Source organism: Kiloniella laminariae (assembly GCF_027214005.1).
GTDB lineage: Bacteria > Pseudomonadota > Alphaproteobacteria > Kiloniellales > Kiloniellaceae > Kiloniella > Kiloniella laminariae_A.
Genome location: NZ_JAPWGY010000001.1, coordinates 627,198 through 653,601, shown reverse-complemented (window position 1 = coordinate 653,601; position 26,404 = coordinate 627,198). Strand labels below are relative to the sequence as shown.

Here is a 26,404-nt window from a genome sequence, read left to right as displayed (position 1 = left end):
ATACAGAACAGTTAATCTGTAACTTCATCCGTTTTTCTTATCATTAACTGTGTTTTCAAGAGTTCCCCTGAAGAACCTGAAGCAATTTGCCAATCCGCCTGTCCCCTTTCAGCTCTGGACGGTGGGTCAGGACAATACTGATTTCCGCATCTTCTCCGGGCAATGCAAACCGGGATACCCGGGACTGCAGCTCAAAGCTTTCAACGATGGAAAGCGGCAAAACCGAAGCACAGATCCCTGCACGGATACAGGCCACAATACCATCAATCGTTGAAATCTCCATGACCTTTGGCGAGACCAGATCCTGGGATCTGTACCAGTCGATCGCAAAGTTGCGATATCCGCCCCCCTCCTGCACCAGCACCATAATCGGCAAGGTCAAGGCCTCTTCCAGCGACACCACATTTCGCGGGGCCAGATAAACCAAAGGTTCGGTAAAGAGCTTGTGCGTAATCAGATTGTCCTGGTCCCGGCTGCGCACCCGGCGATCCACCACCACAGCAGCATCCAGCCGACAATCCTCAACCTCGCGGTTCAGATAACCGGAAACCCCTGAATCGACCACGATCTCCGCCTCGGGATAGCTCTGCTGGTACGCCCTGATAACACCCGGCAGCAGATGTCCGGCCTGACTATCAATGAACCCGAGACGGATATGCCCCTGATCGCGCGGGTTGATTGCCTTCATCGCCGCCTGTTCCAGTGACAGCATGGCATTCGCATAGCCCAAAAGTTCATGCGCTTCATGGGTTGGAATCAACCGGCGGTGGGCTCGTTGAAACAGAGCCGTTCCCAGATCCTGCTCCAGCTTGCGGATCCGCGCGGTAACATTTGGCTGTACCGTATGCAGATGCTCTGCCGCAGCGGTAATACTGCCCAGATCCATAACCAGTTTAAAGGTGCGCAGGGATTGCAGATCCATCAATACTGCCTTTATTCATATGTGATCAAAACGGGATGAGGCCCCCGATACCACTCCCCAGAGGTTTATAATCACGAGGGCCAACCATAATTTGTCGCACTATATTCTTTTGCGTCTGCCCTCTCCCTGTGAACTCCCCGGTGAGTGCCAGCTTTGAGTAGCGGCTGGGATTTCCGGCTGAGATTCACGTTGAGATTCAGGCTGAGATTTCCGGCTGTCGCATCAACTCACCCCCTCTGATTTTAAAGGGGAACAACTTCACATCATTATATTTTATGCATTTATTAAAACAAACTATTATTCTTGATGCGTGTTTTTCTGTTTGATCAGGACAGCAAAGATCTTGTCCCTGTAAAGGCAAAGGTCTTTCGGATCAGATACCCCGGACAGAACCCCGGAAAATTTCCAGAAAATTTCCAGAAAATTTCCAGAAAAATTTTTTGGCGAATTTTCCGGGAAAACCGGCAGACAGCAAAGCAGAAAATATCATGTCACAGGAACTATGGATGACCTTTGTCCTCGCCGCCGCCGCCAATACCCTGACCCCAGGTCCGGCGATCGTTCTGGCAATCAAGAACGGGTTGTTTCTTGGTATGCGCAAGGCGCTCTATTCCAGTCTGGGCAACATTACCGCCATCGGTTGCGTCGGACTTGCCGTGTCGCTGGGGCTCGGGGCACTGGTGACAACCAGACCCGAAATCATCTCTTTCCTGCGTCTTGCCGGCGGGACTTATCTGCTTTGGTTAGGTCACCAGAACTGGAACCGCGGTATGGTCTCACTCGATGGTCTGTCTCCTCGGGACAGCACAGACGCAGGGATCAACGCCCTCCCCACCCCCCTGGTCCTGTTTCGCCAGGCCTTGGTGGTCGGTCTGACCAACCCCAAGATGCTGACCTTCCTGCTGGCGCTCTTCCCCTTCTTTCTCGACCAGTCCCGACCGATTGCTCCCCAGTTTCTGCTGATGACCGGAACCTTTATGACCCTGTCCTTTGTTTCCCTCAGCAGCTTTGCCCTGCTCGCTGTGCACCTGTCAGGCCTGCTCCGCCGCCCCGCCGTGATCCGCAACATGAACCGGGCCATCACCTGCATTTTTGTCGGCTTCGGCCTGCTGCTCCTCTGGGCCGGAAGCACGGATTTCATCGGATAGGCTTTGCCTCACATCACAGATCTGATCACGCGCTTTGGACCTGCTCTTGTCTTGGCGAGACACCGTAGTGGCGGGAGTAGGCCCGGGACAGGGCGGCGGAGCTGGAAAAGCCAACCCGTTGTGCAATAACTTTCAGGGGCGTTCCCTTGCCCAGCTCCATCCGCGCCAGGGTCAGACGCCAGCTCGAAATATACTGGCCCGGCGTGACGCCAAGGCAATTGCGAAAGGAGTTGGCAAAGTGCGTGCGGGACATCGCCGCAATGGCTGCCAGTTCTTCCAGACAAAAGCTGTGATCGGGATTTTCATGGATCGCAATGACCGCGAGCGACAGGTTCGGATGCGCCAGTCCGGCCAACAGGCCGACCTGGGTTTCTCCCGCTTCGATCAGATGGCGCAACAGGCGGATCACCACGATCTCGCAAAGACGGTCAATCACTGCCGAGCCACCACAGCGGGGCGCGGTTGCCTCTTCCAGCAATATATCGGTAACGGCCTGCAGGGCTTTGGCCTGATCCAGCCGGACAATGACCAGATCCGGCAAAGCCAGGGCAATCGGGTTGGCCTCACCTCCGGTATCGATCAGGGCTGAAACATGATCGCGACCTCCAGCGCCATGCTCTGCTGCTGGCTGTAAACAGTCTGTCCCCGCCGGAACGCCCCGCGGGAAATACACCAGCAGCGGCACCTTGTCCTCCAGATCTGTCAGCCGGGGATCGCTCAGGGCCATTTGCCCCCGCCGGGCAATATAGAAATTGGCCCGGGAAGAATGCGCTGGTTCATCACCCCGATTTACAGCCGGAAATGCCCCCCGCGATATATCCCGGGTTCCCTCGGGAAGGTTGAAAGAGGCGTGCGCAGCTGACAGAAGCCCTTCTCTTGACCGGGCCAGCGGAAAGACCCTGGCATGAACCCGAAAGCGCTTGATCAGTGCTGACAGCCGGTCCGGTCGTTCTTCGGTCAATTTCTGTCTCCTGTTTCAACAAAATCAATTTGGTACTATGGGGTAACATATATGCACAAATTGTTACCAATAGTTCACTATATTATTGTTAAGAGGGAATTGTCCAGTACAAGACCCAAAACAGGACCCAGTGGATACTCCAGGATACTCCCGGTGCAAACACCTGTGCTGGCACCAGAACTGGTTGTGCCAGATAGAAAGCACTTTCTGGACCTCTGCCCGGTTATTTCAAAGTAAAAGCCACAAGCGCGAAAGGTAGTTATAAACGTGTTGATTCCCCGTCAGAAGACCCCGAACCTCTCCCTGCCCACCCTGTCCCACGGTCAGTTTGATCTGGGCAGTGATGCAGCGACAAACTTTACCCTTGTTACCTTTTACCGCGGCCTTCATTGCCCGCTCTGCGCCAATTACCTCAAGGAACTGGAACGCCTGACCCCTGACTTTGCCGAACGCGGCGTCAAGACCATTGCGATCAGTTCTGACGGCAAAGAACGGACACAGGCGATGGCCGACAAGATCGAAGCCAAAAATCTGCGCTTTGCCTACGACTTGCCCCTCAACCTTGCCCGGGAATGGGGTCTGTTTATTTCCACCTCGCGTGGCACCACCTCGATCGGCATTGAAGAACCTGCACTCTTTTCTGAACCAGGTGTCTTTATGGTTCGCCCGGATCAGACCCTTTATTACGCCTCTGTCCAGACCATGCCCTTTGTCCGTCCCGCCTTCCGTGAAATGGTCGGTGCCGTCGACTTTATCCTGGCCAATGACTATCCCGGCCGCGGCGAATATACCGGCGCAGTCTAGGGGATACTGGCTTTATCTGAACCGGAATTGTTTAGGCTTTCCCGCCTGTTCCTGATTTCAGTTTTTGACTTCCCCTTGTTCGCGAGCACATCAGGGAAGCCAAAAACAATGCCCCCGGCGATCACCGCACAAGCGATCATACCGGGGGCATTGGCTTTTCCAGTGGCATTCCAGGCGCTTTTTTCCAAATTTTTTTTATACAGCACTACCTTACCGGTACTTTCCCTGCTGTTTTCAGCCAATCCACCTGTTTCAGACAGGTTCGGCTGATCCGATAGCCGTCTTCCGGAAAGTCGCTCTCGTATATAAATCCGAGCTTGCGCAAGATATGGAGCGATGCGGCGTTATCGCTGCGGGCAAAAGCCTGGATGGCGGGCAGCCCCAGCTCTTCAAATCCCCAGCAGATCATCAGATCTGCCGCCTCTGTTGCCAGCCCCCTGCCCCAACCAGCCGGAATCAGGCCATAGGAAAGCTCGACCTCACGGCTTGCTTCCGCGCCCTTCATGTTCTCTTCGCGAAGCCCACATTCGCCAAGAAAATCACCGTTCTTCCGGTCAAAAACGGCCCAGAGTCCAAAGCCACGACGGTGCCAGTGGTCAAGAATAATCTCCAGTTGCCGATCACTCCCGGTCCGGCTCTGGGTGCCGATCTTGCGAATGGCCATAACCTCGGCATTGCCATAAAGCCGAAAAAGATCTTCCTGATCGCTTCCCCTGAAAGGCCTCAGATATAATCGTTCGCTATAGAGTTCTTTCAAATTTCCCCCTCCGGCTTGCCCTGATAGGTCCTGATATAAAGCTGTACCTGATATAAAGCTGTACCTGATATAAAGCTGTAACAGAAACACGAATGGGGCAATGGTCTGGTTTAGGATCTTTATGGTCTACTCAGGAAACCAGTGCTGAAAAACCCTCTTGGCCAATTGACAGCAGCACCTCTCACGGGAAAAAATATCACAGATCACCTATCTTATTTCGTACCTTAAGCCGAGAACCAAAACAGGCGGGAGACAAGCCAGTGGTAAAAAAGATCGATCTGAACAGCTGGTCCCGCCGCAGCCAGTATCAGCTGTTCAAGGGCTTCGCCAATCCCCATGTCAGCATCACAGGCAGAGTTGATGTCACGCCTGTTATGCTGGCACGCCAGCGCCTTGATATTTCTCCCTTCAATGCCCTGCTCTATTGCCTGATGAAAGCTGTAAATGCGGTGCCGGAACTGCGCTGCCGTTTTCGCGAAGAGGATATTATCGAACATGCAGTCATCAACCCCTCGGTCACCGTCCCGATCGAAGACGACGGCTTTGCCTTTTGTGAAGTGGACTACTGCGAGGACTGGGACCTTTTCAACCAGCGCTGTCAGATTGCTGTCTCCGCTGCCAAGACCCAGCCGGAACTGAAAGACAACACCAGCCACCGGGATGACTGGATCTATGGCAGCTGCCTGCCCTGGCTTGCTTTCACGGCCATGCAGCATCCCCTTTGCGGACCGGACGACTGTATACCCCGCATCGCCTGGGGGAAGATCACCTCTGCGGAAAATAACCCCGCACACCCGGCAGAACAGTCCTGGCAGGTTCCGGTCAACATCACCGCCCACCACGCCCTGGTCGACGGCCTGCATATCGCCCGCTTCTTCCAGAAACTGGAAAAGATCATCAGCGATTTCCCGACCTGACTTTCAGGGGGTCTCTTCGCTGAAATCTGACACCCCGGCGCCGATGTCGATATAGTCGCGCAGGAAAAGCCGGACATAGGTGCGTGGATCGAATTCCCGGTCCGAGGGTTGTTCCGGCAGACCGCGTTGTTCCCCCAGAATGTTCCGCTGGAACAGGATCCAGCTGATCCTGCCTTCGCGATTAAGCAGGGGCAAACCGACTGATTCCAGCTTGACCGTCAAACCGCTTTGCAGCAGATGCTCGGCCACAACTCGAATGCCACAAGGAATACGGGCAATTTCCCACAGGGCTTTTGAAACTTTTTCCCGACGTTGCGGCTCGATGAAATCAAGATAATTCTTGCCTTCCCGTTCCGTGCCAAAATCCTGGGTGATCCCCGTTCCCATCAGGCGGATTTTGATATGATCGGCTGAAATCAGTTCATACATCATCATCGTTGGCAGCAATGCAGCAGCTTTTTCCGGATGATAGTCCTGACGGTACGGCACCAAACCTTCGCGAGGGATCGTTTTCCAGAACTGGAAGAACTGGTCACTTCTGGGGTGTTTGAAATCAACCAAGCCTACATCACTCTCTCAAAGCTGGATCTGTTTCGTCCCTTTTGCCCAGCCGTCTACGAACCAGAGGTTAAACAACTGAAGGACAAGAAAAATACTGTCATACCCTCTGCCTCTTTGTAAACAACTGATGAAAGAAGGTCTATGTTATTCAACCCTGCTGGCACGACCACTTCCCCCTAGCGATAAAGTCTTCAAAACAAATAACCTTGCTTTTAAAAACTCCCTCTCTGTATTACAATCACTCTGCAGGTAACCGCGATTGCACATTCGGGTGATCATGATAGCTAAAGCCAACTTTACCTTAGTCTTCGGCTTCTTATCCTCAACTCTCCTGTTTTGGGCCGCCCCTTTTCCTGCTCAAAGTACCCCCGAAAACTGCCCAGAGATCAAGATAAACGGTGCCGCAGACTGGTATCCGGTTATCATGCGCAAAGAAACGGATGGAAACTCGCAGGAAGGAATACAGGGGCTTGCCCCGGATATCACCCGGGAAATCTCCCGGCGTCTGGGCATCCCGCTGAAAATAACACCCAAGTCTACCTGGAACCGGGTACTTTCCCAGCTGGAAAAAGGTGAGCTCGACATGCTGCTCGGCGCCTATTGGACCCCGGAACGCGCCCAGATCTACAGCTATACCAAACCGGTGACGACTGACGAAGTGGCAATCTTCGTCCGAAAGGGAGATGAAGCGTCCTATAAAGAGCTGGGTGATCTGGTTGGTCGCAAGGGCCTGCGCCCGATGGGCGGCTCCTATGGGAAAGATTTTGATCAGTTTGCCTCCCGGCATCTGAGTATCCTTGAAGTACCGACAGAAAACCTGATTGAAATGCTGGCGGCCGGCAGGGCTGACTATGTCGTCCTGGCCCGCTACGACGGCATTGCGGATGTTCACGAAACCGAGAATACAAAAAACATAACCCCCTTGTCCTGGAACATTGCTTCGAACGATGTTTATTTCATGATCAGCAAGGCCTCGCCCTGCCATGCCCTGCTTGAGGACATCAACAGGATCATCCTCGAACTTCACGACGAAGGCTTTATAAAAAATCTCGAGGCAAGATACGCCTACTTCAATTAACCTCTCTCACCACGCTGTCACCCCCCTGTCATTTATACCCTGTGACAACTTGTTGCTTTTATTTACAAATCCTTCCCCATAAAATTTCAGGCAAACAGGTACAAGAGGGCGTCATGAAACTGGAACACGAGCATTCCCAAACAGCCATTCAGGCCAGACTGGCCGAAGAAACTTCCGTAAACTACCTGCGTGATTGGGTCTACGGCAGTATTGACGGGGCTGTCACCACCTTTGCCGTGGTCTCGGGTGTGGTCGGGGCCCAGCTTTCCTTGCGGGTAATCCTGATCCTCGGGGTTGCCAACCTTCTGGCCGACGGCTTTTCCATGGCAGCCGGGAACTATAGCGCCACCAAATCAGAACTGGACGATGCCGAAAGGTTGCGTGAGATCGAACGCAAACATATCCGCCAGGTACCAGAAGGCGAGCGCGAGGAAATCCGGCAAATCCTGATTGCCAAAGGTCTGCAAGGCAGCACGCTGGAAGAAGCCACCGACGCAATCACCTCTAACGAGGAACTCTGGATCAACACCATGCTGGCCGAGGAATACGGTATTTCTCCGGTATCCCGTGATCCCCTGCGCTCGGCTCTTGTGACCTTCAGCGCTTTTTTTCTCTGCGGCGCAATCCCGCTGGCGCCCTTTATTCTCGGACTTGAAAACGCCTTTACAACGTCAGCCCTTTTGACGGCAGCAGTCTTTTTCCTCACCGGTATGGTCAAAAGCCGCTGGTCTCTTGCCCCCTGGTGGCGCTCGGGAAGTGAAACCCTGCTGATCGGCGGTCTGGCCGCCGCGGTATCTTATGGTGTCGGATATCTCTTGCGCGGGGTCGTGGGGTAAAAGAGAGGTTCGTAGAGCAAGGGGAGAGACAGATCACACCGCACCCTGCTGCAGGAAGCTTTCCCTGCTCTGGGGTAAATCCTGGGGTAAATCACGGAAAGAAGCCCGGCTTCCTGTTTCTGACCCCTATTTCAAATCCGTATTTAAAGAAGAGGCATTTTTCTCGGCACACTCAGGAAAATGGATGATTTTCCAGTAACTGTCGAGCATCGTCACCACATCAATAAAGTTTTTCCCTGCTTCCTGCTTCACAAAATATCCTGCCACCTGATGGTTATAACTAGCAACCAGATCTTCATCAGCCTTGGAGGTTGTCAGGACAAAGATAATGGAATCTGTAAATTCTGGATCTTTTCTGATGACAGAGAGAAACTCCAGCCCGGTCATCCGGGGCATCTGAAGATCAAGCAGGATGATAAAGGGTTTAAGGATTTTTTTCTGACGGAGCATTTCATAGGCTTCGAGCCCGTCATGGGCACGCAGAACAGAATTGCCAATCCGCTGTTTCAAAAAGCTGCGTTCGACCGAGGTCGCGTCAACATCATCGTCTTCAACCAGCAGCAGGCTGACTTCTTTGGTAATTCGATTCATCAGAAAACCCGTTGTTCTGTTAGCAATCATCGACAGTTCAGTTCCGGCGTTCAGCTCTGCACCCATGTTTGTTTCCGGCTAGACATGTGGCCAAAAAATAACAATGCAGGTCCCGACTTTGCGACCGGTTTCAAGGGACAGATAGCCCCCGTGATATTCAATCAGCTTCTTCACCAGGGCCAGTCCCATGCCACTGCCTTCAACCTGGTCGCGTGGCTTGAGAGTCTGAAACATTTCCAGCGCTTTTGAATGCAGGTCATCGGGTATTCCCGGTCCGTCATCCTCAACATAGAAAAACCGCCCGTTTTCACCGATCTCGCTGCGAATAACGATTTTTCCGTGATCGTCATGGTGATGTTTGATGGCATTGGAAATCAGGTTGCGCAGGACAACATCAAAGACCGATCGCGGGATCAGGATTGGATCTTCCGGCACCTCACAGATAAATCTGTCTTCGACCCCAAGCAAAAACAGAATATCCCGCGTCAGATCTTTGAGGATGATCGGCTCATCGCTGTATTCCCGGCGATCTATCCGGGCATATTCCAGAAGATCGGTCAAAAGCTTCATCATTCTGGTACAGCGGGTAGTGAGCAGCTCCAGATGTTTTTTTGATTCCTCAGGCAAGACATCCTGACAGTCTTCTTCCAGCCAGCCGACGATCTGCTTGATCGAATTCAGTGGGGCCTTGAGATCGTGGGAGGCAACATAGGTAAACTGTTCCAGGTCGGCATTGGATTTCTCCAGCCGCACAGACTGTTCCTTGAGACTGTCCAGAGCTACCGTCAACTCTTCGGCATAGGAAAGAGCCCGGCGATTGCCACGGGCCAGATAAACAAAGAAACCAAACAGAAGACTGTCAATAATCAGCCCTCCGGTCAGAATGAAAGCAGGCTGGCTGTTGGCAACACTTTCCCGAAAGGACAGGTCTGATTCGATATCAAATGTCCAGGCCCGACCATACATCGCCACCTCTTCCTGGCGACGAAACAGGGGATCCGGATCCTGATTGATCTCTTCTTCCCGAGCATTGACGATATCATCAAAAAGCTGCTCACTCTGATCGGATATCTTGACCAGCAGCTGCCTTTTCCGGCGATCCAGTATCCCTTCCATCAATTTGTACATGGTAAAGGGGGCATAGGTTACCCCGACAATTTCACGATGCCGTTCCGAAAGACTGGCCGGCTTTGTACCGTTGCGGTAAAAGGGCGTATAAAACAGAAATCCCGGAGTACTCGACGCATCCTGGACCAGGGCAATCGGCGCAGTAATCTGTGCCTTCCCGCTGTCACGGGCCTTGTTAATCGCACTATAGCGGTTCGCTTCGAAAGCGACATCCAGCCCCACAGCCCTTTTGTTTGGACCTTCAGGTTCAATATAGGTAATGGGCCAGTATTCCGGCTGGGTGTGTTGAGGATGCAGGGCAAAATCCGGACGTGCCACCCGCTGCTGTTCCAGAAAAGAGTCAAGCCGGGACGGATCAATGTTATAAATTACACCAATTCCGTTTATACCGGGAAAGACCTGTTCGATCCGCAGGCTGCTGGCATAGGAAAACCAGTCGTCGTAACTGACATCTCCCCCATTGGCGTCGATAAAAGCCACCCCGCCCCAAAGCGCATTTTCGTAAAGTCCCATCCGTTCCTTGACCAGTTCGATCACCTGGCTGGACTCACGGGTAAACTTCTCCTGACTACGCTGGAGAACCTGCTGGTCAGATATATACCAGGCGCTGACGGTCAGGATAATCGAGAGGAAAACCACACACCAGTGCGCCCAGTGCAATCGCGTCCCCCGAAGATACTTGCTCCGCTGTTCCCGGTGGAACAGGCGGGCTTCATTCAGCCCATCCATCTATAATTCCCCTGATACAATCATCACAGTTTCCCCGGTTTGCTTTCGGTTCTGGGTTTTCTTGCTTTATCTCTGACAGGAGATGTCACAAGAACTGTTTTTCAAACATGGCAGTGGGCATAGGTTTGGCAAAATAATACCCCTGCATCCGGTCAAACCCGAGCTTTTGACACCACATTTTCTGTGTTTCCCTCTCGACGCCCTCTACCACAGTCTTGATCCCCAAGACCCGGGCCAGGGCATTGATGGCTTCCAGAAACAGGGCACCATCGTCATTATCTTCAATCGATTGCACAAACGAGCGGTCAACTTTCAAAACCTCAAAAGGATAGACCTGTAATTGCGACAGGGAAGAATACCCCGTGCCAAAATCATCAAGAGACAGCGTAATGCCATAGTCGGAAAGCGCTTTGAGGATCTGGGCCGTTTCGGGAGTGGAATTGATCAGGGTGCTTTCAGTAATCTCCAGCTCAAGCAATTGGGGCGATATCTCGTACTGCTCAATCACCCTTTCAACTTTTGCAAAGAAACCCTGCTGGTTCAGCTCCAGCGCCGAGATGTTGACCGAGATAGAAAAGTTATCACCATAACCTGCCGTGTTTTTGTTCCAGCGCTGTAGCTGGGCACAGGCCGTCTCCAGGACCCAGTCTCCGATTTTGGGAATCAGGCCAATTTCTTCGGCGATGGGGATAAACTCCACCGGGCTGATCAATCCCTTTTCAGGGTGCTGCCACCGGATCAGGGCTTCTGCGCCAACCAGCTTTTCGGACATACAGTCGACCTGGGGCTGGTAATAGAGAACGAATTCATTTTCAACAGCTGCACGACGCAGTTCGCGTTCAAGCTCTATGCGCCGGGAAACCTCTTCGTGCAGCGACTGGGAATAATAGCTTGCCCTGTTGCGCCCCTTCTCTTTGGACCGGTACATCGCGACATCGGCGCATTTCATCAGCTGCATCGCATCCTGGGCACAATCAGGATAGATCGCAATCCCGATACTGGCTGAAATGGAAAACTCGATCTCTTCCAGAATAAAGGGGGTCGAAAAGGCCGAGAAAATCCGCTGAGAGAACTGACGCATCATGATCGGATCGACCAAATTATCAACCAGAATGGCGAACTCGTCTCCACCAAGACGACAGAGCAGATCTCCACCGCGAACCTGGGAACTTAATCTCTTGGCCACCTCAACCAGCAACCGATCACCCGCCGCATGCCCAAGGGTATCATTGACGACTTTAAAACAGTCCAGATCCAGCATCAGCAAAGCCAGACGAACCCCCTGCCGCTCTGCCCGGGGAATAGCCGTGGTCATTGCCTCTTCAAAAACATAGCGGTTTGACAGCCCGGTCAGCGCATCCCGCTCGGCCATGACCTTCAGTTGTTCATGGCTGCGACGCAGCTGCTGGTCAATCTTGTAACGCTCTTTCGCATGCATGATTGCGCGGATCAGACGCGAAGAAGACAGCTCGCTTTTCGGGATAAAATCCTGCGCCCCATTCTCGATGCAGGAGATCGCCAGGTCTTCGTCATCATAATTGCTGATCATCACAACCGCATGGCATTCCTGGGAATTGGAATGGAAAAGTTTAAGCAGATCCAGCCCGGTCATCGTCGGCAGCTGATAATCCAGAAGAACGATATCATAGGTTGCTTTTTTATACTGACCGAGTCCATCTTCCGCTGTCTCTGCCTCGGTAATATTCAACCTATAACCAGAGCGGTTCAAAGTACGAACGGTATTCGCACGATCAACCATATCGTCATCAATAAGCAATAAATTCAAGGCACGTCATCCTTTGTTTGTGCGAAATATGCACAGAATATACGCCGTTAATTTATATATTTAGCCACAACTATAAGTTACATTTTGATCATATAGAATAAATGGTTAAAAAATGATTATCATCGCGTTGCACTCGCTTGAAAGAAGTCTTGTAACAGGGGGATTCTGAACCCGGGTTGGGACTGGCATCATCACCACGGTTTCTGAATATGGATGAAAGAGCCGACACAAAAAGCAGGGTGCGCTTTCGTTTGGAAAGCGCACCCTGCTTGACGATTTACCCAAAGCTGACAGGTTGTTAATTACGTGGCCCGATACTTTCTTGGGCCGTTCATGCCCCAGGGATTAATACCCCGACCATCATCCCCTAGGCCGTCACCAGCAATGCCGTGCCGTACATCACCGCCAGGCCGACCAGAAAGCCGGACAGACTGGTGAGTGACAGCCAGCTGCCTCCCGCTTCGGCAGAACGGCGGGACAGATAGGCCGAGACTTCAAAGACCACCTGCAGGATTGCCCCGGCACCGATGGCGAAAAACAGCGAAGCCCACTGCGGGGCAAAGGCAAAGGCCCCGACCCAGACCCCGAAGACAGCCGGTAATCCGGCCAGCAGGGCGAGAGCGACAAAAACCCAGGTCGCCGGGCGTTTGTTGACCAGCGGCGCGACGATGCCGATACCCTCGGTAATGTTATGCAGGACAAAACCGACCAGCAGGAAGGTCCCCAGCGCGGTTTCCCCCACGGCAAAGGCCGCACCCACCGCCAGACCTTCGCCCAGATTGTGCAGACCAATGCCCAGGGACAGATACCCTGCCAGCCCGGTACCTGTGGGGGCTTCGCCTTTGCGGCGACCGATCACCAGCAGCAGCAAAAAGGTTCCGATGGCGGCGGCCCAGACCAAGGTCGGGGACTTGAAGGCCCCCGCGGCTTCATCTGCCAGCTCCAGCGCCTCGCCCAGTGTATCAATCAGCAGGAACACCAGCAGACCAACCGTCAACGCCAGTAAAAACTGCAGGCTGCCACTGCCGGATCGGCGCAAGGCCGGATAACTCAGCATGCCCAAGGCCACCGGCACCAGCCCGATAAAGATCCCGATCACCGCCAGACCGATAAACTGTTCAGCCGATGCCTTGGGGCTGGGGAGCGCCACGGCGATTTCGTGATCAAAGGTCGTGCCGCTGTTGGTAATCAGCGTGATAAAATGCGGCTCGCCCGCAACCCAGGGATAAGGCAGGTCCAGCCGCACCAGATCCAGCCGGTCAATCGGCCCGGCCGGGGTCTGGCTGAACTGCCAGAAGGCACCGTCGACCTGGATCTGGGCAATGTGCATCGGTTCAGACCCGTCGGCCCGGACCCAGAGTGTAATCCCGTTGTCATCCAGCAGGGTCTGCTCAACCGTCAGCTCTTCCAGCGGTGGTGCCATATCGGACAACAGCGCCAGCGGATCACTGCGAAACAGAAGGACCAGAAACAGGCCGAGACCAATCAGCGGCAACAAGAGCCAGGCAAGACTGCGTAACGAACCGGGACCGGAGGCTGAAGTACCTGATTTGGAAGGCCGGGTGCTCATGCGTCTTCTCCTTCCACCTGGAAGAGGCTCATCCAGCCCAGTTCGGCAAATTCGGCCTGATGGGCGTGGAACATATAGTTGCCGTTTTCATGTTCGGCGAAGGAAATCTCGATAATGCCGCGCTGGGCCTGACACTGCATTACGGTATCAACGATCCGGAGTGTCGGCGACAGCGTGGTGCCGTGGTCGTAATAGTCAAAGAAGTTGCCGTGCAGATGGAACGAGTTGATCGGGTCAAACTCGGTCACATTGACCAGATAGACCCGGATCGGGCGTGCCTTGTCCACGCGGATCGGTTCGTTGCTATAGGCATGGGCGATGGAATTGACCGCGTAAATCTCGTTTTCTTCGTCAAAGTTGGTATCAAAGCCGTTCATGACCATGATGAATTCCTGCCAGTGATCGTTCTCTGGCGTGCCGAGCAGGCGCGAACGGGCCACCGCATAATCGGCCGGGTTGTCGCGGTGTTTTTCCGGATCGGGATCGACGATAAAGGCCCCGTACAGCCCCTTTTGCATGTGGCGCTTCAGCGGAAAGGAATGACAGTGATAGAGGTGACAGCCAAAAGGCTTGGCATCGAATTCATAGGTAAACTCTTCGCCCGGCATGGCTTCACCCGCCCCCGGCACCCCGTCCATTCGCGCGGCGTGAATACCGTGGAAATGCATGGTGTGCGGCATGGAGCTGTTATTGGTAAAGCGGATACGCACCACATCGCCTTCGGTCACGCGCAGGGTCGGCCCCGGTACCCGGCCATTATAGGTCCAGGCCGGAAAGAAGATCCCCGGGGCAATCTCGATTTCCTTGTCTTCGGCGGTGATCTCGAACTCGCGCAGGGTCCGGCCATCCGGCAGGGTCGAGGCCACGCCCCGGTCCCAGTCGGTCAGCATTTCCACGGGATGGAACCCGTTGCGCGCATGATCAACCTCGCCCACTGTGGTCATGCCCCCATGTTGCATGCGCATTTTTTCCTGCGCTGCCGGGTCCTTTGGCGCTGTAGCGCTGCCCTCGGGTGTCGAGTGATTGTCGTGGCTCTGCGCCCGCGCTGAACCCGAAGCCGTCAAGGCAACCAGCCCCCCCGCCAGAAAGCCGCCACCCAGCAAGCGCCGCCTGACCGGATTGACCGGCTTGATCTGGGTTATTTTTGTCTTCAGGGATTTAAAAAACTTCATCGAACACCACACCCGCAATCATGCACAAACTCAGAAATGTAGCCATAGCTACAGATATAAGTAATTGGTACGCCTCTTCACAGGATCTGTCAATAATCCCGAGTGTGTTGTTCAGGTATTTTACTGCGGAAATTCTCGCTGGTGCCGTCCTGTTTTTGCCCTTGCCCGATTTCTTTTGCGGGTGATATCGTCACCTCTTACACGCAAAGGCCGAAAAACAATCAGGCCACGCGTATCAAACGGGGGTTTCAGGCATGGAAAATTCAGAGCAGACAGGATCAAGCGGTTTTACCCGACAACACTGGACCCGCCCCCACTGGACCCGGAATCGGGGCAAAGTGATTACGGCAGGTCTTTTGGCAACCGGCCTGCTGGTCTGGGGTTTTGTTCCGGGCAACCAGGGACTTGCACTGGTCTGCACTGTCGCCGACAACCTTGGGAAACCCTACGTCCTTTCTGACTGCCCCCCAACACGTCTTGACATCGAAACTGCCCGACAGCTTAAGGACTATACCCGCCAGGCACTGGAAAGCCGGGACCGCGGCCAGCTGGATCAGGCCTTTGACAAGCTTCAGAAAGCATTGACCCTTGCTGAACTTTTAAGCCAGAAAAACCCCGACAACGACGCGTGGCAACAGGATCTTGCCCGTGTTTATTCTCAAATCGGGAATCTGGAGCAACGGCGGGGCAATGCTCTTCTGGCTCTGGCCGCTCTCGCCAGCGAGCAGGAAATAATCCGGCGGGCACTGGCCAGGACCCCGGACTCTCTTGACTGGCAGGCCGACCATCGCGACAACCTGCACCGCAAGGGAGAGATCTATCAGGCGACAGACCAGTGGGACAAAGCCCTCGAGCTTTACCGTCCGGCAATAGAGCTCGCCGGAGAAATTTTGGCTCGGGAACCGGACAAAATCGGCAATCATTTCATTCTGACCGCCCTGCATAACAAGACCGGGGAAGTCCACGAAAGCAAAGGCGATCTTGCTGCCGCTCTGCTCAGCTATCAGGCCGCGCTGGATGGGGGCACTGTTCTTGCTGCAACTTTCCCCGAAGAACCCCGACTGCTTTATTCCCAGTACAAACTTCATTCAACGATCGGTCATCTGTACGAACAGCAGGATAACAAGGAAGCCGCTATTACCAGTTACGAGAACGCCCTGGCGACGGCCCGGGTCATGATCGAGCGCGCCCCCCAGCTCAAAAGCCTGCTGCTGGCGAACCTCTCTCTTCTCCATACCATGACCGGGGATCTTCAGCGTGATCAGGACCATCCCGACGACGCCGCCCGCAATTTTCAGGCCGCCATTGATTTCTACACCGCCGAGCTTGGCAACAGCCCGGCTGCAGACAAGGCAAGCCGGGAAAACAACCTGCACCAGCTCTTTGCCCTGCAGCACCGGATCGGTAATATCAGGTCAGATCAGACCGACCACCAGACAGCCCTGACCCACTTTGAGGCCGCCATGGCTGCTCTGCAGGAACTCCGGGAACTGGCTCCGGAAAACCATCTCTGGTCCATGGCAATCTATACAGTGCATCTGAACCTTGGCGAAGAACAGCAGGCCCTGGGCGACACCACCGCGGCTCTGTCCCACTTCCAATCCGTTGTCAGTAACGCCGATCCCCTTGTTCAAAACGAACCGGAAGAGCCCGCCCACCGGGCCTACATCGCCTTTGCCACCTATTACAGCGGCATGATCCTGCTAGATCAGGACCAGAAAACCGCCGCCCGTGCCCAACTGGAACAAAGCCAGACACTGATGCTGGCCCTGATGAACAGCGACTGGGCCGATGACCTGAGCAGTAACCTCATGGAAGTTGAATCCATCCTGAGCAAACTGGGGAGCTAGAAAAAGCTGGCCCAATATCAATCCTGTATTATCTGCACAAGCCCACGGAGCGGCAGCACTCTTTTGTGCAGGCTTTTGGCCGCGACAGGCAAAGCCGGTGTGCCGGACTCCCATTTCCACGAACCGTCTGTTTCGGCCTGGATGGAAGATTTCGGATTGCAGGCAGACCAATATCCCAGCGAAAAAGAGCAACTGACCGCTGTTTTTGCTGCCGCGCAGGCCTGTGGGACCGGCAACAGCGATCTGTTCGGCTTGCGTCTCCAGCGGCACAGCTTCGACTTCTTCATGCAAAAACTTGATTTTCTGTATCCGGATCTTCCCTCCGACGCTGAGCGCCTTCGCGTGGCTTTCGGGCAAATTCTATTCATCCACCTGACGCGCCCCAACAAACTTGAACAGGCGATTTCACGCCTCAGGGCCGAGCAATCCGGTCTTTGGCACAGGAATGCAGACGGGACAGAGCTGGAGCGCCTTTCCGCTCCGCAGCAACCTGCCTATGATGCAGTGGCAATTGCCCGGCATATCAATGATATGACAGTGGATGACGAGAACTGGACATCCTGGTTCAAGCGTGAGGGCATAACGCCCCTGCGGATTACCTACGACGATCTGTCCCGTGATCCCTCGGCAATCCTTTCGGGAATACTCGAAGAACTTGGTCTGGACGGCTCGATTGCCAGAATCATACCCCTGCCCACCGCCCGGCTGTCCGATGAAATCAACCGTTCCTGGGCCCAACGCTTCCAGAACGAAAACGAAGGATAACACTGTCGCAAGCCAGAAACCGCAACAGCGGGGGCGTCGTCGAATGGGGCTGTGGTCCATGCTTCCGCTCTTGCCTGCCTGCATTTTTCGTGCATAAACGGAACCGCGAACGGGCCAGGCAGGAAATCATCCTGCTGGCCCGTTGTCAGATAAAATTTCTATCGAAAAACGCCGCTGTTGCCCCCCTGTAACAATGGCGGCAGCGCAACGTGTCCGGGATTATTCAGTTGTTTCGTCGAATTCCGTGACCGCTTCACCCCAGGAGTCACTCAGGGACTGATAGGCCTCAGAGAAACCTTTTTTGACCTCGTCCCAGGCATCAGCCGAGCTGTTTTTCCACTCACCGTACCACTGGGCCAGCTCTGTGCGTTGTTTGCGCAAGGCGCGAAGACTTTCGCGTGCCTGTTCGCGCGCGGCCTGGTCCATTTCGTCCCAGTTTTTGTCTATCCGGGTTTCCAGTGCGTCAATTTCCCGATCCAGACTGTCCAGTCCTTCCTGGGCATCGGCCAGGGCTTCGTCGCGCTGTTCGGCGCTATAGCCCTTGATTGATTCCATCAACTCTGCTGCGTCCTGCTGAACCTGCTCCAGCGTTGTGGCCTCTGTCGCCTTGTCTGCGGCAGTCTGTGCCTGCGCCGGGGAGAGGCCACCAAACATGGTCAGGAACCCCAATAGAGGAACCAGCGTCTTAAACTTCATTCTTGTCTCCTGAAACTGTTGATGAATTTTGGCAAGGTACTCTTTTGATACAGCCCGCCGTACCATAAAGCATATAGCCCCTTGCCAGAGCCTTTTTCAGCGGGTGCCAGCCGGATCACCCCATCCGTTATTTAAAACGGGAAGTCGCCGATTTCATCGCGTCTTCAAAGCTGTCCCAGGCGGCATCCATGCCTTTTTTCATGTCCTGCCAGGCGCCATCACTGGCATTTTTAAACGCGCGCAGCTTTCCGGCAGACTCTTCCTGCAGGGCGCGAAGCTCGTCAACTTTTTTGCGATACTGGATTTCTGCCTCGCCCTGGGCGGCGTCGGCCTGGGCCTTGAACTTGTCAATTTCTGCATTCCATTCAGCCAGCTGGGCCTGGAACTTTTTCTCGTAGGCTTCTTTCATACTCATGTAGATTTCTCCTCTATGGTTATGACGACATGCCTTCTTAAGCTGCTTACACCCACTGATAGTCAGAGCAAGTGCCGGGTAACTGTCTGTCCGTCTCCCCATGCCTCAACACAGGGGAAGACCAAGGAAGACCCAGGACAAATCAAAAGGTCGGCTCAATCATCAGATGAAGTCGATATAACCTGACCAACAAGGATTTTGCCCCGCAGTGCGAAAAGCAGCTTACACCCCACGTAAGAGTTCCCCTATATATTTCAAGGAAAATCCTGAGGATTTTTTTTGAAAACACTCGGACATCGGCGCGGAAAATGCGGCGTAAAGCTACTATCCCTTCACACCAACATAATACTTTAAGAACAAATACACGCTATGTGTGTACTTCTTTTACAAAGGAGCTTAGATTATTAACACGACTATTCGTTACGAAGAGATCCGAAGTGTATGACGAGCTCCCACACTTCGGGCGGTAAACGACGGTTACAACCATGTTATATTTTCGGAGTTGATCAGTGCTAGAGATACTGGAAGATGTTATCGGAATAAATAAGGATGGAATTGTATGCCACCCCTTTAAAGGCCTTAAAGGAGATAAAAAGGGTTACTACAGTTATACTTTTTCTAGCGACAATACTACTTTCAAACCAGCAACAGAACGCGAACTGCGTGAGTTCATCGAAAAAAATGAATTTAGCAATAAAGGCCGGATACGAATGGTTCCCAAAGGCGCCACATCGACAGGTGGCGCAGGCGCACTAATGGTTCAAAAATACAAAGGAATATCGATAAGGTAACATCAATAAAGGTCAACCACCTATCGCAGACACCTCCCCATTTCCCCTTGTTATAAAATCCTTATCCCTTCAACAAATCGTCCCAAAGGGGCTTAGCCCCCGGTTTTTTCCTGGCGGCGTCTTTCGATCAGGGCCTCGACTTCTTCGATCGTGCGGCCCGGGGCGTTTTTGTAGTTGGGCATTTTCCAGTCCCAGTACAGGGCGCCGCCACGGATGAACAGCGCCACGGCAAAGCCGGCGACCGAGGCGATTTCCTGGCTCAGGTGCTGGTACTGGCCCAGCCGCTCGCCGAACAGGCTGCCGATATAGTCGCCCAAAACCCAGACGGCAGAGCCAAAGAGCGCGGCGGTGACATAGATTTCCCGGCGCATCAGTACCGACTGTTCACCCGAAAGGATATCGCGCAGCACCCCGCCAAAGGTCGAAGACAAAATCCCCGTGACCACAGCGGCTGTCGGCGATCCCGTCGCCGCCAGTCCGATCTGGGCACCCTTGACGCAGAAAATCGCCATGCCGATGGCATCGAGCCACAGCAACAGACGATAGCGCGATTCAAAGCGGTGCGCGGTAAAGAACACCACCGCCGCCACAACAACGCAGATATAGAGATAGATTTCCTGCTGCACCCAGAACACGGGGGTCAGGCCGAGAATGGCATCGCGCAGGGTGCCGCCGCCAATGCCGGTGGTCGCTGCCAGAAAGACAAAGGCGATAAAATCCAGCTGTTTGCGCGAGGCCGCCAGCGCGCCCGTGGCGGCAAAAACCGCGACCCCCGCGTAATCCACCCAGCTCAGGATTTCCATAGCTTCTCTCCCCCGCACGCCCGGTATCCGGGCATCCTGTCCAAAACACTATCCTGATCTATACCCCGGAAAAGCTACCGTCGTCTTAATTCAGGACGTAATACAGGCAATATAAAAAGCCTTACTCCTGCTGCACCACTGGCCACACCACCGGGAACCAGTCTTCGCGCAGGATCTGCCCGTCTTTCATATCGTGTCCCGGAAAAGGGGGCGAGGTCCGGCCCGGACGGGTGACATAGCGCGCATCATCGCCGACAAAGCGCAGTGACAGCGCCTGGCGGCGGCTGCCTGCCAGATTGCCGCGCGCGCCGTGCAGGGTGCGATAGTCAAACGCCACCGCATCGCCCGGGGCCATGGGCCATTCCAGCACCGGGTACTTTTCCGGCTCGGCATCAGGGTCCGGCACGGGCAGGAAATCTTCCTGATCGGGATAAAAACTGTCCTCGTTGAGCCAGCGGGTCGGCAGCACCATCTTGTCCCAGCGGTGCGATCCGGCAACCAGCCGCAGCGAGGCCTCGCGCACCGGATCAACCGGGATCCAGAAACTCAGGGTCTGACGGCCCTCGACAAAATAATAGGGCGCATCCTGATGCCAGGGTGTCGGCTTGGCGGTGCCCGGTTCCTTGACCAGCACATGGTCGTGGAAAATCTGCACCCGCTTTGACCCCATCAACCGTGCCGCAGCTTCGGCAGCGGGCGACTCCTGGATGATTTTTGCCAGTTCCGGAATGCGTTGCCAGTTGCAATAGTCATCAAAAAACCGCCCCTGCTCGCCCGCTTTGAGGTTATCAGCCGCATAGGGGCCGGGCGCGCGCATGTTCTGCTCGATCGCTTCAATGATCGTATCGACCCAGCCGTCAAAGAGGCCGGGAATACACACCGCGCCATCGCGCTGATAGGCTTCGATATCCGCAGATGTAATCAGATCACTGACTGATGGCCTCATCCCTGTTTTTCCCCGCTTTTATAATGCTTGCTTATTATCCTGTGATCTCAGGCTCTTATAGCCAAAGCCTGCCGTCAACATTTTTTGCATCCTCATCCCCTGGCGCACTCTCTTATCCGAGGACAGCGGCGTCCGTCAGATCATTTCCTCCAGCACCGACAGCGCGGAAAAGGCCGCGCCATCGACCGTGGAGTCAAAATATTCATCCAGTGCCTCACCCGCAAAATACACTTTCTCTCCCAAAGGCGCGAGAAGCGCCCGGCGCAGCGGGTCGTTCCGGTTATGGCTATAAGATCCGCGGACATAGGGTTCGGCAGACCAGTTCTGGACAATGTGTTTTTGATAGAGCGCAGAAGCCTTGCCCGCAAAGATCCGGTCAAGCTCCCCCAGAACAGTGGCCACAACCGCCTGTTCATCTGGCAGCGCAATCAGGCTTTCGGCCCCTTCGCCAACGCAGAACAGCCCGAGGATATGGCGCGCTGTGTCTTTGCCAAAGGCGGCATCGTAATAATAGCGCTCTGGCGTCTCGACCGCATCGGGATAGAACTTGTCTGAAAACTCGAAAAAGACCTTCAGGCCCGGCGGGAAGGAAATATCCCTGATCGCTTTGACTTTTTCCGGGGGCAGTGGTGGTGAAAAGGCGATCATCCCAGCCTTCAACACGCCCAGAGGCACCGTCACGAGCAACTGATCCGCTGTAAAGACCTCGCCCTTCCCGGTTGTGACAAGCGTCCGCGTCCCGGCGTAATCGATCTTTGTCACCGGGCTGTTGTAATGGATTTTCCCCCTGCTGGCGGGGGCAAGATACAGATCGAGAAAATCATGCCAGGTGGTATTTTTAAACTTGTACTCCAGCGTGTAAAGCGAGGGTTCTTTCTCCAGCCTGCCCTCTTCCCAGATAAATTCTGCGGGTTGGTAGGCCAGCAAGTCAGCCTCAAACCTGATGTCTTCATCGTCCAGCAGTTCCCGGAAGAGTTCCTGCGGTTCATCGCTGTGGATCCATTCAGCCCCCAGATCAAGCGGGAAGTCGGTAAAATCCGTCGTCTTCCTGACCCGCCCGCCAAAAACAGCGGAGGCCTCGAGAATACGAAAATCTATGCCACGGCGCTGCAATTCATACCCCGCCATAAGCCCGGCAGCTCCGGCCCCGATCACCAGAACCGGCAGATCGCGGGTATCGGCCAAAGCTTGTGACAACCTGCCAGAGCTTGCCGCTATCCCGGCCCCTGCGCTCACCCTGATCAGATATTTCAGAAACTCTTTTCGTGTCATGGAAAATATCCGGCATAAAATATGCGTGGAAATTCTGGATCGTTTATCCTGCGTTCTGGTGATTACTCGCTCTGGTGATTACTCTGGCGTAACAGCATGTGATGCAGTTTGATAGCCGCTCCCCATGCAAAAAAGCTATCCCCGCCCTGTATCAGGATATCATGTTATCCGAGGTTCTTACGGGAAACCCGCCTCGTCAACAAAATACGCCTTTGTCTCCTGAAGAGGACAGGGCAGAACGGGCAAGAAAACCTTCAGGTGCCCTGGGTAATATCAACGCCAAATTCTTCCAGAAACAGCTTCTGCGTGTTGCCAAAGGCAATTTCAAGCTGTCGTCGATCTTCTGTACTTCGCGACCCGAAATAGGGGAAGTGGTGCAGATAATGCCCGAAGATAACCTGACAGTCTTTGACGTATTTCCGGGTATCCAGGATATGGTTATGCCAGACCGCATCAATCGCCAGTGTCGGCGAAATGTTGGCTTCGTATTTCCGGATCAGGTACAGATACTGCCGATACTGATTGATCGCGAATTTTGCATCCTCTTCTTCCCAAAGCAGCCCCAGTTCCCCGGCAGACTCTTCATTGGTCATCTTGAAGAAGATCATCGACATATCCATTGTAAAGATATAGTCCCTCACCTCCTCAAGCTGTTCCAGATGCCTGATACCTTCAATTTTCAAAGGCAACCATAGATTGCCCGTCAAATCCTTTTCGACCCGCGCCAATTCCATTTCTGTCCCTCCCTCATTTCCGGTGAAATTACACTGCAGAAAGTCTGCCCGTTGCTTCGGTCTTGCCGTTTAGACAAGGAGCCAGAATTATCCCCGAAAAAGACCTGGAGTTCTGATCACAAGGACCGGAAAAGATCTTGCACTCAGTACAGGAACAGGGTGGGCTGATTTTAAAGCAGTCTTTACAATATCGTTCGACAGCTCTGTATTCATGATTGATCTGGCTTGCCAGACGGATTACCCGAACCCGCCTGGCAAGAACTCCCCAAACGATTTAAAGGGTTATTACATCATAAAAAACAATATGATATAACAAATAGAAAAACCGTGTCTGTCTTTCAGGCCTTCGAAATCATTTGTCCTTCCTGCCCAGAGCAGAAAGCCTGGAACAAGAAACGATCAGGGAGCGAAGACATGCTTACCGTCAGTTGACGTTCGGCATGCAGAGTTTTCCACAAAAGGCTTTTTTGGTGCTTAGCTTGATTTTGAACTGTGTTGGCTTCCCTGTAGAAGCAATTGATTTTGTGAGTGATTTTTTTGCCTGTTTTGAACTTAGCTTATTCATCAAAATATCCTCTCAATTTGCTATGACGTGATGTTGTCTCACGCACAACCAGACATACATCTGACGAAATAAAATTTCAACAAAAAATAATCATACTTCAATCATAAGTAAGCAATACTTACTTATCAAATTGACTGTCGGTGCTGTTGCCAGCTTGATTAAGTCCGCTTCCTGACTGACTTTTTCTGGCTTCACAACCGCGATAATCCGGTCTGGAGATCTTTCGGGAAAACCATCAGGGCCATCTTGCAAAAACGCCATATCACGATGGACGGAACACATCAAAAACTCTATTTATGCTTGTTTGAAAATTAAAATTCGCAATCATAACTACACATAACCCATGATGTACTGGTTCCACATTTAAAACCAGAGCTAAAACCTGATTTAAAAATCGGGACAAAACAGGACAAAAGAGGGAGAAAAGGGTGATTTTTTTTGCTGCTGCAGCTGGGGCCTTTTCGCGCGGTGCCTTTGTTGTTGCCGTGGCCTGGACGGCGCTGGTCTTGACAAACGACAAGGCGATGGTTGGTCTGGTACTGGTCATCTGGAGCCTGATCGCCCTGTTTGTCGGCCCCTTCGTCGGGACGGTGATCGAGCGCCGGGATCACAAAAAATCTGTTCTTGCAGGGCAGCTGCTGATTGTTCTGGCGATCGCCTTTCCTGGTCTCGTCAGTCTCTTTGCCCGGGAACTGGCGATAGAGCTGGCGATTGAACAGCTGTTTATTGCTGCCACCTTATGGTCAATCGGGGGGCTGTTTGTCGGCGGGCCTTTTGATGCCCTGGTCCAGGCTGTCGTGCCAAGGGATCACCGTCGTAAAGTCGGGGCGCAGCTCGGCAGTTTTCGACAGGTCTTTATGGTTACAGGCGTTGGGGTTGCGGGCCTGGTCATGCATTATCAGGGCCCGGGCATTGTTTTTCTGCTTTCAGCGGCCTCTGGCCTGATCATGTGGTTGAGCGTCTTACTCCTGAGGCCTTTGCCTCCTGCGCGTACAAGCGGACTGAGCGTTGCAGAAGCAGACATACCCGAGACAGATCTTCCGGAAACAGGCAACCCGGCAGATGCCACCCCCGCAACTGATATCCCGGCAAACAACAGGCGGTACCTTTCAGATCTTCGGGAAGGTCTGGGGTATCTGGCAGGAAATCCCATATTGGTGGTGACCTCGATCACAATCGGCCTTGCCTTTGCATCCGGTCAGGTCACGAACACGCTGTTACCTGCTTATGTCTTTGTAGAAATGCAGTCAGGCAGTGACTTGTATGGCTTTGCCGATGCTGCCTGGGCAATCGGAGCCGTCGGCGCAAGCATGACGGTTGCCCTGCTGGTCGTCCGCTATCAATTACAGAGGATAGAGTCATGGTGCCTGGCCCTGATCGGCGGCACCATGATCATGATGTGGTTCGAGATAAATCCCGTCATCCTGATTGGCCTTCAACTGGCCATGGGAGCCACCGCAAGCACGGCAAAAGCCATTGCAGAGGGGGAATTTCTCCAGCACTGCGATGAAACAAAGATTGGCCGCGTCCGCAGCCTTGTGCAGGCGATCACGGGATTGATCGGTATTTTTGTCCACCTCTCTCCCTCATTTCTGACTGCTTTTTCAACGGCCCAGATCTATCTTTTGTGGGGCAGTATCTTTACCGTCACCGGGTTTCTCTTTGCCTTTATGCCCGCGACCAGACGATCCCAACTGGTAAAATAGGCGGCACGTTTATTGGCACGTCTATTTAGGTCTATTGGGGCTGGTCGCGCTGGTTTTGCGGCAGGGGAAAGTCTGTCACGCCGCTGCGCAGAACGTTGAGATCAACCGTGCCTGTGATCCCTGCCCTTTTCCCCTTGTCCTGATACTGCCAGATCACCCACTGGTCTTCGCGAAAGTTCGGCTCCAGCGGCATACTCGCAATCCAGAAACGATCGTAGAGGAATTTGCCCTTAAGATAACGTTCATCAAAGTGGCGCATGGTATAGATCACCGGACGCTGGCCATAGTGCTGTTGCAGTGCCTCGATAAAATCTGTCAGCTCTGCCACCACATCTGTGACCACATGATCATCTGCAGCTGTGGCATCTTCCGGTTTTTGACAAGGCTCCATCACTTCTGCATCGACAACAGGCGGCAGCATATCGGCCTCCAGCGGAACCGTCGCGATAAAGTTTGCGGCCTGATCCTTGCCGGAATGACAGAGATTGAAAAAATGATAGGCCCCGCGGGGGAGGCTGGCGGCACGGGTTCCCTGCCAGTTGGCGCTGAACAGCGGATCGACATAATCACCGCCCTCTGTACTTTTGATATAGACAAAACTGGTGCCTTCCCCTGCCACCTGCTGCCAGTCCACCTCTCCCTGATGGTGCGAGACATCAATACCATGCAGCGGGTGAAACTGCCGGGCCAGTTCAAGATGCGGGGCAAAGAACCAGCCCGTCAGACCAAGTCCCGTCAGGGCAACCAGAAACAGGGACAGCCCTCTGACAAGGCCTCTTTTAGGTCTGCGTAAATTGGCGGAACGTTTCATCCGGGAATTCCTCCACTGTGGCATCTGCCACTGTACTATCCAGGATCTCTGTCGGGAACAAAATATTCCACGTGCGAGGGTACAGCCCCC

At 53.7% G+C, this 26,404-nt stretch carries 26 protein-coding genes; 9 read left to right on the top strand and 17 right to left on the bottom strand.

The genetic code is table 11. The features are described 5' to 3' along the window. Window positions 1–55 precede the first annotated feature (55 nt). The gene (locus O4H49_RS02925) at window positions 56–922 is read right to left on the bottom strand and encodes a LysR family transcriptional regulator (RefSeq protein ID WP_269421916.1); all 867 of its coding nucleotides are present in this window, start codon (window positions 920–922) and stop codon (window positions 56–58) included. Window positions 923–1,410: 488 nt separating this feature from the next. On the opposite strand from O4H49_RS02925, the gene O4H49_RS02920 reads away from it, so the two are divergent. Further along, window positions 1,411–2,070 (top strand): LysE family translocator, encoded by a 660-nt coding sequence (locus O4H49_RS02920; protein ID WP_269421915.1) that lies wholly within the window; start codon window positions 1,411–1,413, stop codon window positions 2,068–2,070. 25 nt (window positions 2,071–2,095) lie between these two features. On the opposite strand, the gene O4H49_RS02915 is transcribed toward O4H49_RS02920, so the two are convergent. Further along, the gene (locus tag O4H49_RS02915; protein ID WP_269421914.1) at window positions 2,096–3,031 is read right to left on the bottom strand and encodes an AraC family transcriptional regulator; all 936 of its coding nucleotides are present in this window, start codon (window positions 3,029–3,031) and stop codon (window positions 2,096–2,098) included. A gap of 267 nt (window positions 3,032–3,298) precedes the next feature. Here O4H49_RS02915 and O4H49_RS02910 point away from each other — a divergent pair, with 267 nt between their 5' ends. Then, window positions 3,299–3,835 (top strand): peroxiredoxin-like family protein, encoded by a 537-nt coding sequence (locus tag O4H49_RS02910; RefSeq protein WP_269421913.1) that lies wholly within the window; start codon window positions 3,299–3,301, stop codon window positions 3,833–3,835. On the opposite strand, the gene O4H49_RS02905 is transcribed toward O4H49_RS02910, so the two are convergent. Together O4H49_RS02905 and O4H49_RS02900 are read right to left on the bottom strand one after the other, a co-directional pair. Beyond that, window positions 3,832–4,041: a hypothetical protein gene (locus O4H49_RS02905; protein ID WP_269421912.1), complete on the bottom strand. Its 210-nt coding sequence runs from the start codon at window positions 4,039–4,041 to the stop codon at window positions 3,832–3,834. The genes O4H49_RS02910 and O4H49_RS02905 overlap by 4 nt on opposite strands. Beyond that, window positions 4,041–4,592: a GNAT family N-acetyltransferase gene (locus O4H49_RS02900; RefSeq protein WP_269421911.1), complete on the bottom strand. Its 552-nt coding sequence runs from the start codon at window positions 4,590–4,592 to the stop codon at window positions 4,041–4,043. The genes O4H49_RS02905 and O4H49_RS02900 overlap by 1 nt, the downstream gene beginning before the upstream one ends. A 260-nt stretch (window positions 4,593–4,852) precedes the next feature. Between O4H49_RS02900 and O4H49_RS02895 the strand changes: the two genes are divergently transcribed. Further along, on the top strand, window positions 4,853–5,509 hold the full coding sequence (locus O4H49_RS02895) for a CatA-like O-acetyltransferase (RefSeq protein ID WP_269421910.1): 657 nt from the start codon (window positions 4,853–4,855) through the stop codon (window positions 5,507–5,509). A 3-nt stretch (window positions 5,510–5,512) separates the two neighbouring features. Here the strand turns inward: O4H49_RS02895 and O4H49_RS02890 are convergent, their stop codons facing one another. Further along, a complete protein-coding gene (locus O4H49_RS02890) occupies window positions 5,513–6,070 on the bottom strand; it encodes a PAS domain-containing protein (protein ID WP_269421909.1) in 558 nt (185 codons plus the stop codon). A gap of 277 nt (window positions 6,071–6,347) precedes the next feature. On the opposite strand from O4H49_RS02890, the gene O4H49_RS02885 reads away from it, so the two are divergent. Both O4H49_RS02885 and O4H49_RS02880 read left to right on the top strand, forming a co-directional pair. Continuing rightward, complete coding sequence (locus tag O4H49_RS02885; RefSeq protein ID WP_269421908.1) at window positions 6,348–7,148, top strand: substrate-binding periplasmic protein; 801 nt, start codon at window positions 6,348–6,350, stop codon at window positions 7,146–7,148. A 113-nt stretch (window positions 7,149–7,261) separates the two neighbouring features. Beyond that, the gene (locus O4H49_RS02880) at window positions 7,262–7,984 is read left to right on the top strand and encodes a VIT1/CCC1 transporter family protein (RefSeq protein WP_269421907.1); all 723 of its coding nucleotides are present in this window, start codon (window positions 7,262–7,264) and stop codon (window positions 7,982–7,984) included. A 126-nt stretch (window positions 7,985–8,110) separates the two neighbouring features. On the opposite strand, the gene O4H49_RS02875 is transcribed toward O4H49_RS02880, so the two are convergent. From O4H49_RS02875 to O4H49_RS02855, 5 genes are all read right to left on the bottom strand, one after another. After that, window positions 8,111–8,641, bottom strand: coding sequence for a response regulator (locus O4H49_RS02875; protein WP_269421906.1), 531 nt, complete (start codon window positions 8,639–8,641; stop codon window positions 8,111–8,113). A gap of 12 nt (window positions 8,642–8,653) precedes the next feature. Next, window positions 8,654–10,432, bottom strand: coding sequence for a CHASE domain-containing protein (locus O4H49_RS02870; protein WP_269421905.1), 1,779 nt, complete (start codon window positions 10,430–10,432; stop codon window positions 8,654–8,656). Between the two features lie 85 nt (window positions 10,433–10,517). Then, window positions 10,518–12,218, bottom strand: a complete 1,701-nt coding sequence (locus O4H49_RS02865; RefSeq protein ID WP_269421904.1) for a putative bifunctional diguanylate cyclase/phosphodiesterase — start codon at window positions 12,216–12,218, stop codon at window positions 10,518–10,520. A gap of 367 nt (window positions 12,219–12,585) precedes the next feature. Then, window positions 12,586–13,788, bottom strand: coding sequence for a ZIP family metal transporter (locus tag O4H49_RS02860; protein ID WP_269421903.1), 1,203 nt, complete (start codon window positions 13,786–13,788; stop codon window positions 12,586–12,588). Continuing rightward, complete coding sequence (locus tag O4H49_RS02855) at window positions 13,785–14,960, bottom strand: multicopper oxidase domain-containing protein (RefSeq protein ID WP_269421902.1); 1,176 nt, start codon at window positions 14,958–14,960, stop codon at window positions 13,785–13,787. The genes O4H49_RS02860 and O4H49_RS02855 overlap by 4 nt, the downstream gene beginning before the upstream one ends. Before the next feature lie 254 nt (window positions 14,961–15,214). Here O4H49_RS02855 and O4H49_RS02850 point away from each other — a divergent pair, with 254 nt between their 5' ends. Next, window positions 15,215–16,810: a tetratricopeptide repeat protein gene (locus O4H49_RS02850; RefSeq protein ID WP_269421901.1), complete on the top strand. Its 1,596-nt coding sequence runs from the start codon at window positions 15,215–15,217 to the stop codon at window positions 16,808–16,810. A 6-nt stretch (window positions 16,811–16,816) separates the two neighbouring features. Then, window positions 16,817–17,575, top strand: coding sequence for a Stf0 family sulfotransferase (locus O4H49_RS02845; protein ID WP_331283737.1), 759 nt, complete (start codon window positions 16,817–16,819; stop codon window positions 17,573–17,575). Window positions 17,576–17,794: 219 nt separating this feature from the next. On the opposite strand, the gene O4H49_RS02840 is transcribed toward O4H49_RS02845, so the two are convergent. Together O4H49_RS02840 and O4H49_RS02835 are read right to left on the bottom strand one after the other, a co-directional pair. Next, complete coding sequence (locus O4H49_RS02840; RefSeq protein ID WP_269421900.1) at window positions 17,795–18,271, bottom strand: hypothetical protein; 477 nt, start codon at window positions 18,269–18,271, stop codon at window positions 17,795–17,797. Between the two features lie 127 nt (window positions 18,272–18,398). Beyond that, window positions 18,399–18,686 carry a coiled coil domain-containing protein gene (locus tag O4H49_RS02835; RefSeq protein WP_269421899.1) on the bottom strand — a complete coding sequence of 96 codons (288 nt, stop codon included), beginning with the start codon at window positions 18,684–18,686 and terminating at the stop codon, window positions 18,399–18,401. Between the two features lie 509 nt (window positions 18,687–19,195). Here O4H49_RS02835 and O4H49_RS02830 point away from each other — a divergent pair. Continuing rightward, on the top strand, window positions 19,196–19,477 hold the full coding sequence (locus O4H49_RS02830; protein WP_269421898.1) for a hypothetical protein: 282 nt from the start codon (window positions 19,196–19,198) through the stop codon (window positions 19,475–19,477). A gap of 92 nt (window positions 19,478–19,569) precedes the next feature. On the opposite strand, the gene O4H49_RS02825 is transcribed toward O4H49_RS02830, so the two are convergent. The 4 genes from O4H49_RS02825 to O4H49_RS02810 form a co-directional block, all read right to left on the bottom strand. Beyond that, the gene (locus O4H49_RS02825) at window positions 19,570–20,280 is read right to left on the bottom strand and encodes a trimeric intracellular cation channel family protein (protein ID WP_269421897.1); all 711 of its coding nucleotides are present in this window, start codon (window positions 20,278–20,280) and stop codon (window positions 19,570–19,572) included. 121 nt (window positions 20,281–20,401) lie between these two features. Then, window positions 20,402–21,226, bottom strand: a complete 825-nt coding sequence (locus tag O4H49_RS02820; protein WP_269421896.1) for a phytanoyl-CoA dioxygenase family protein — start codon at window positions 21,224–21,226, stop codon at window positions 20,402–20,404. 135 nt (window positions 21,227–21,361) lie between these two features. Then, entirely contained in the window at window positions 21,362–22,498 is a 1,137-nt protein-coding gene (locus tag O4H49_RS02815) for a flavin monoamine oxidase family protein (RefSeq protein ID WP_269421895.1), read from the bottom strand. Between the two features lie 254 nt (window positions 22,499–22,752). Continuing rightward, complete coding sequence (locus O4H49_RS02810) at window positions 22,753–23,232, bottom strand: glycine-rich domain-containing protein (RefSeq protein ID WP_269421894.1); 480 nt, start codon at window positions 23,230–23,232, stop codon at window positions 22,753–22,755. A 993-nt stretch (window positions 23,233–24,225) separates the two neighbouring features. Between O4H49_RS02810 and O4H49_RS02805 the strand changes: the two genes are divergently transcribed. Then, a complete protein-coding gene (locus tag O4H49_RS02805) occupies window positions 24,226–25,503 on the top strand; it encodes an MFS transporter (RefSeq protein ID WP_269421893.1) in 1,278 nt (425 codons plus the stop codon). Between the two features lie 31 nt (window positions 25,504–25,534). Here the strand turns inward: O4H49_RS02805 and O4H49_RS02800 are convergent, their stop codons facing one another. After that, window positions 25,535–26,314, bottom strand: coding sequence for a GH25 family lysozyme (locus O4H49_RS02800; RefSeq protein WP_269421892.1), 780 nt, complete (start codon window positions 26,312–26,314; stop codon window positions 25,535–25,537). Window positions 26,315–26,404: the final 90 nt, after the last annotated feature.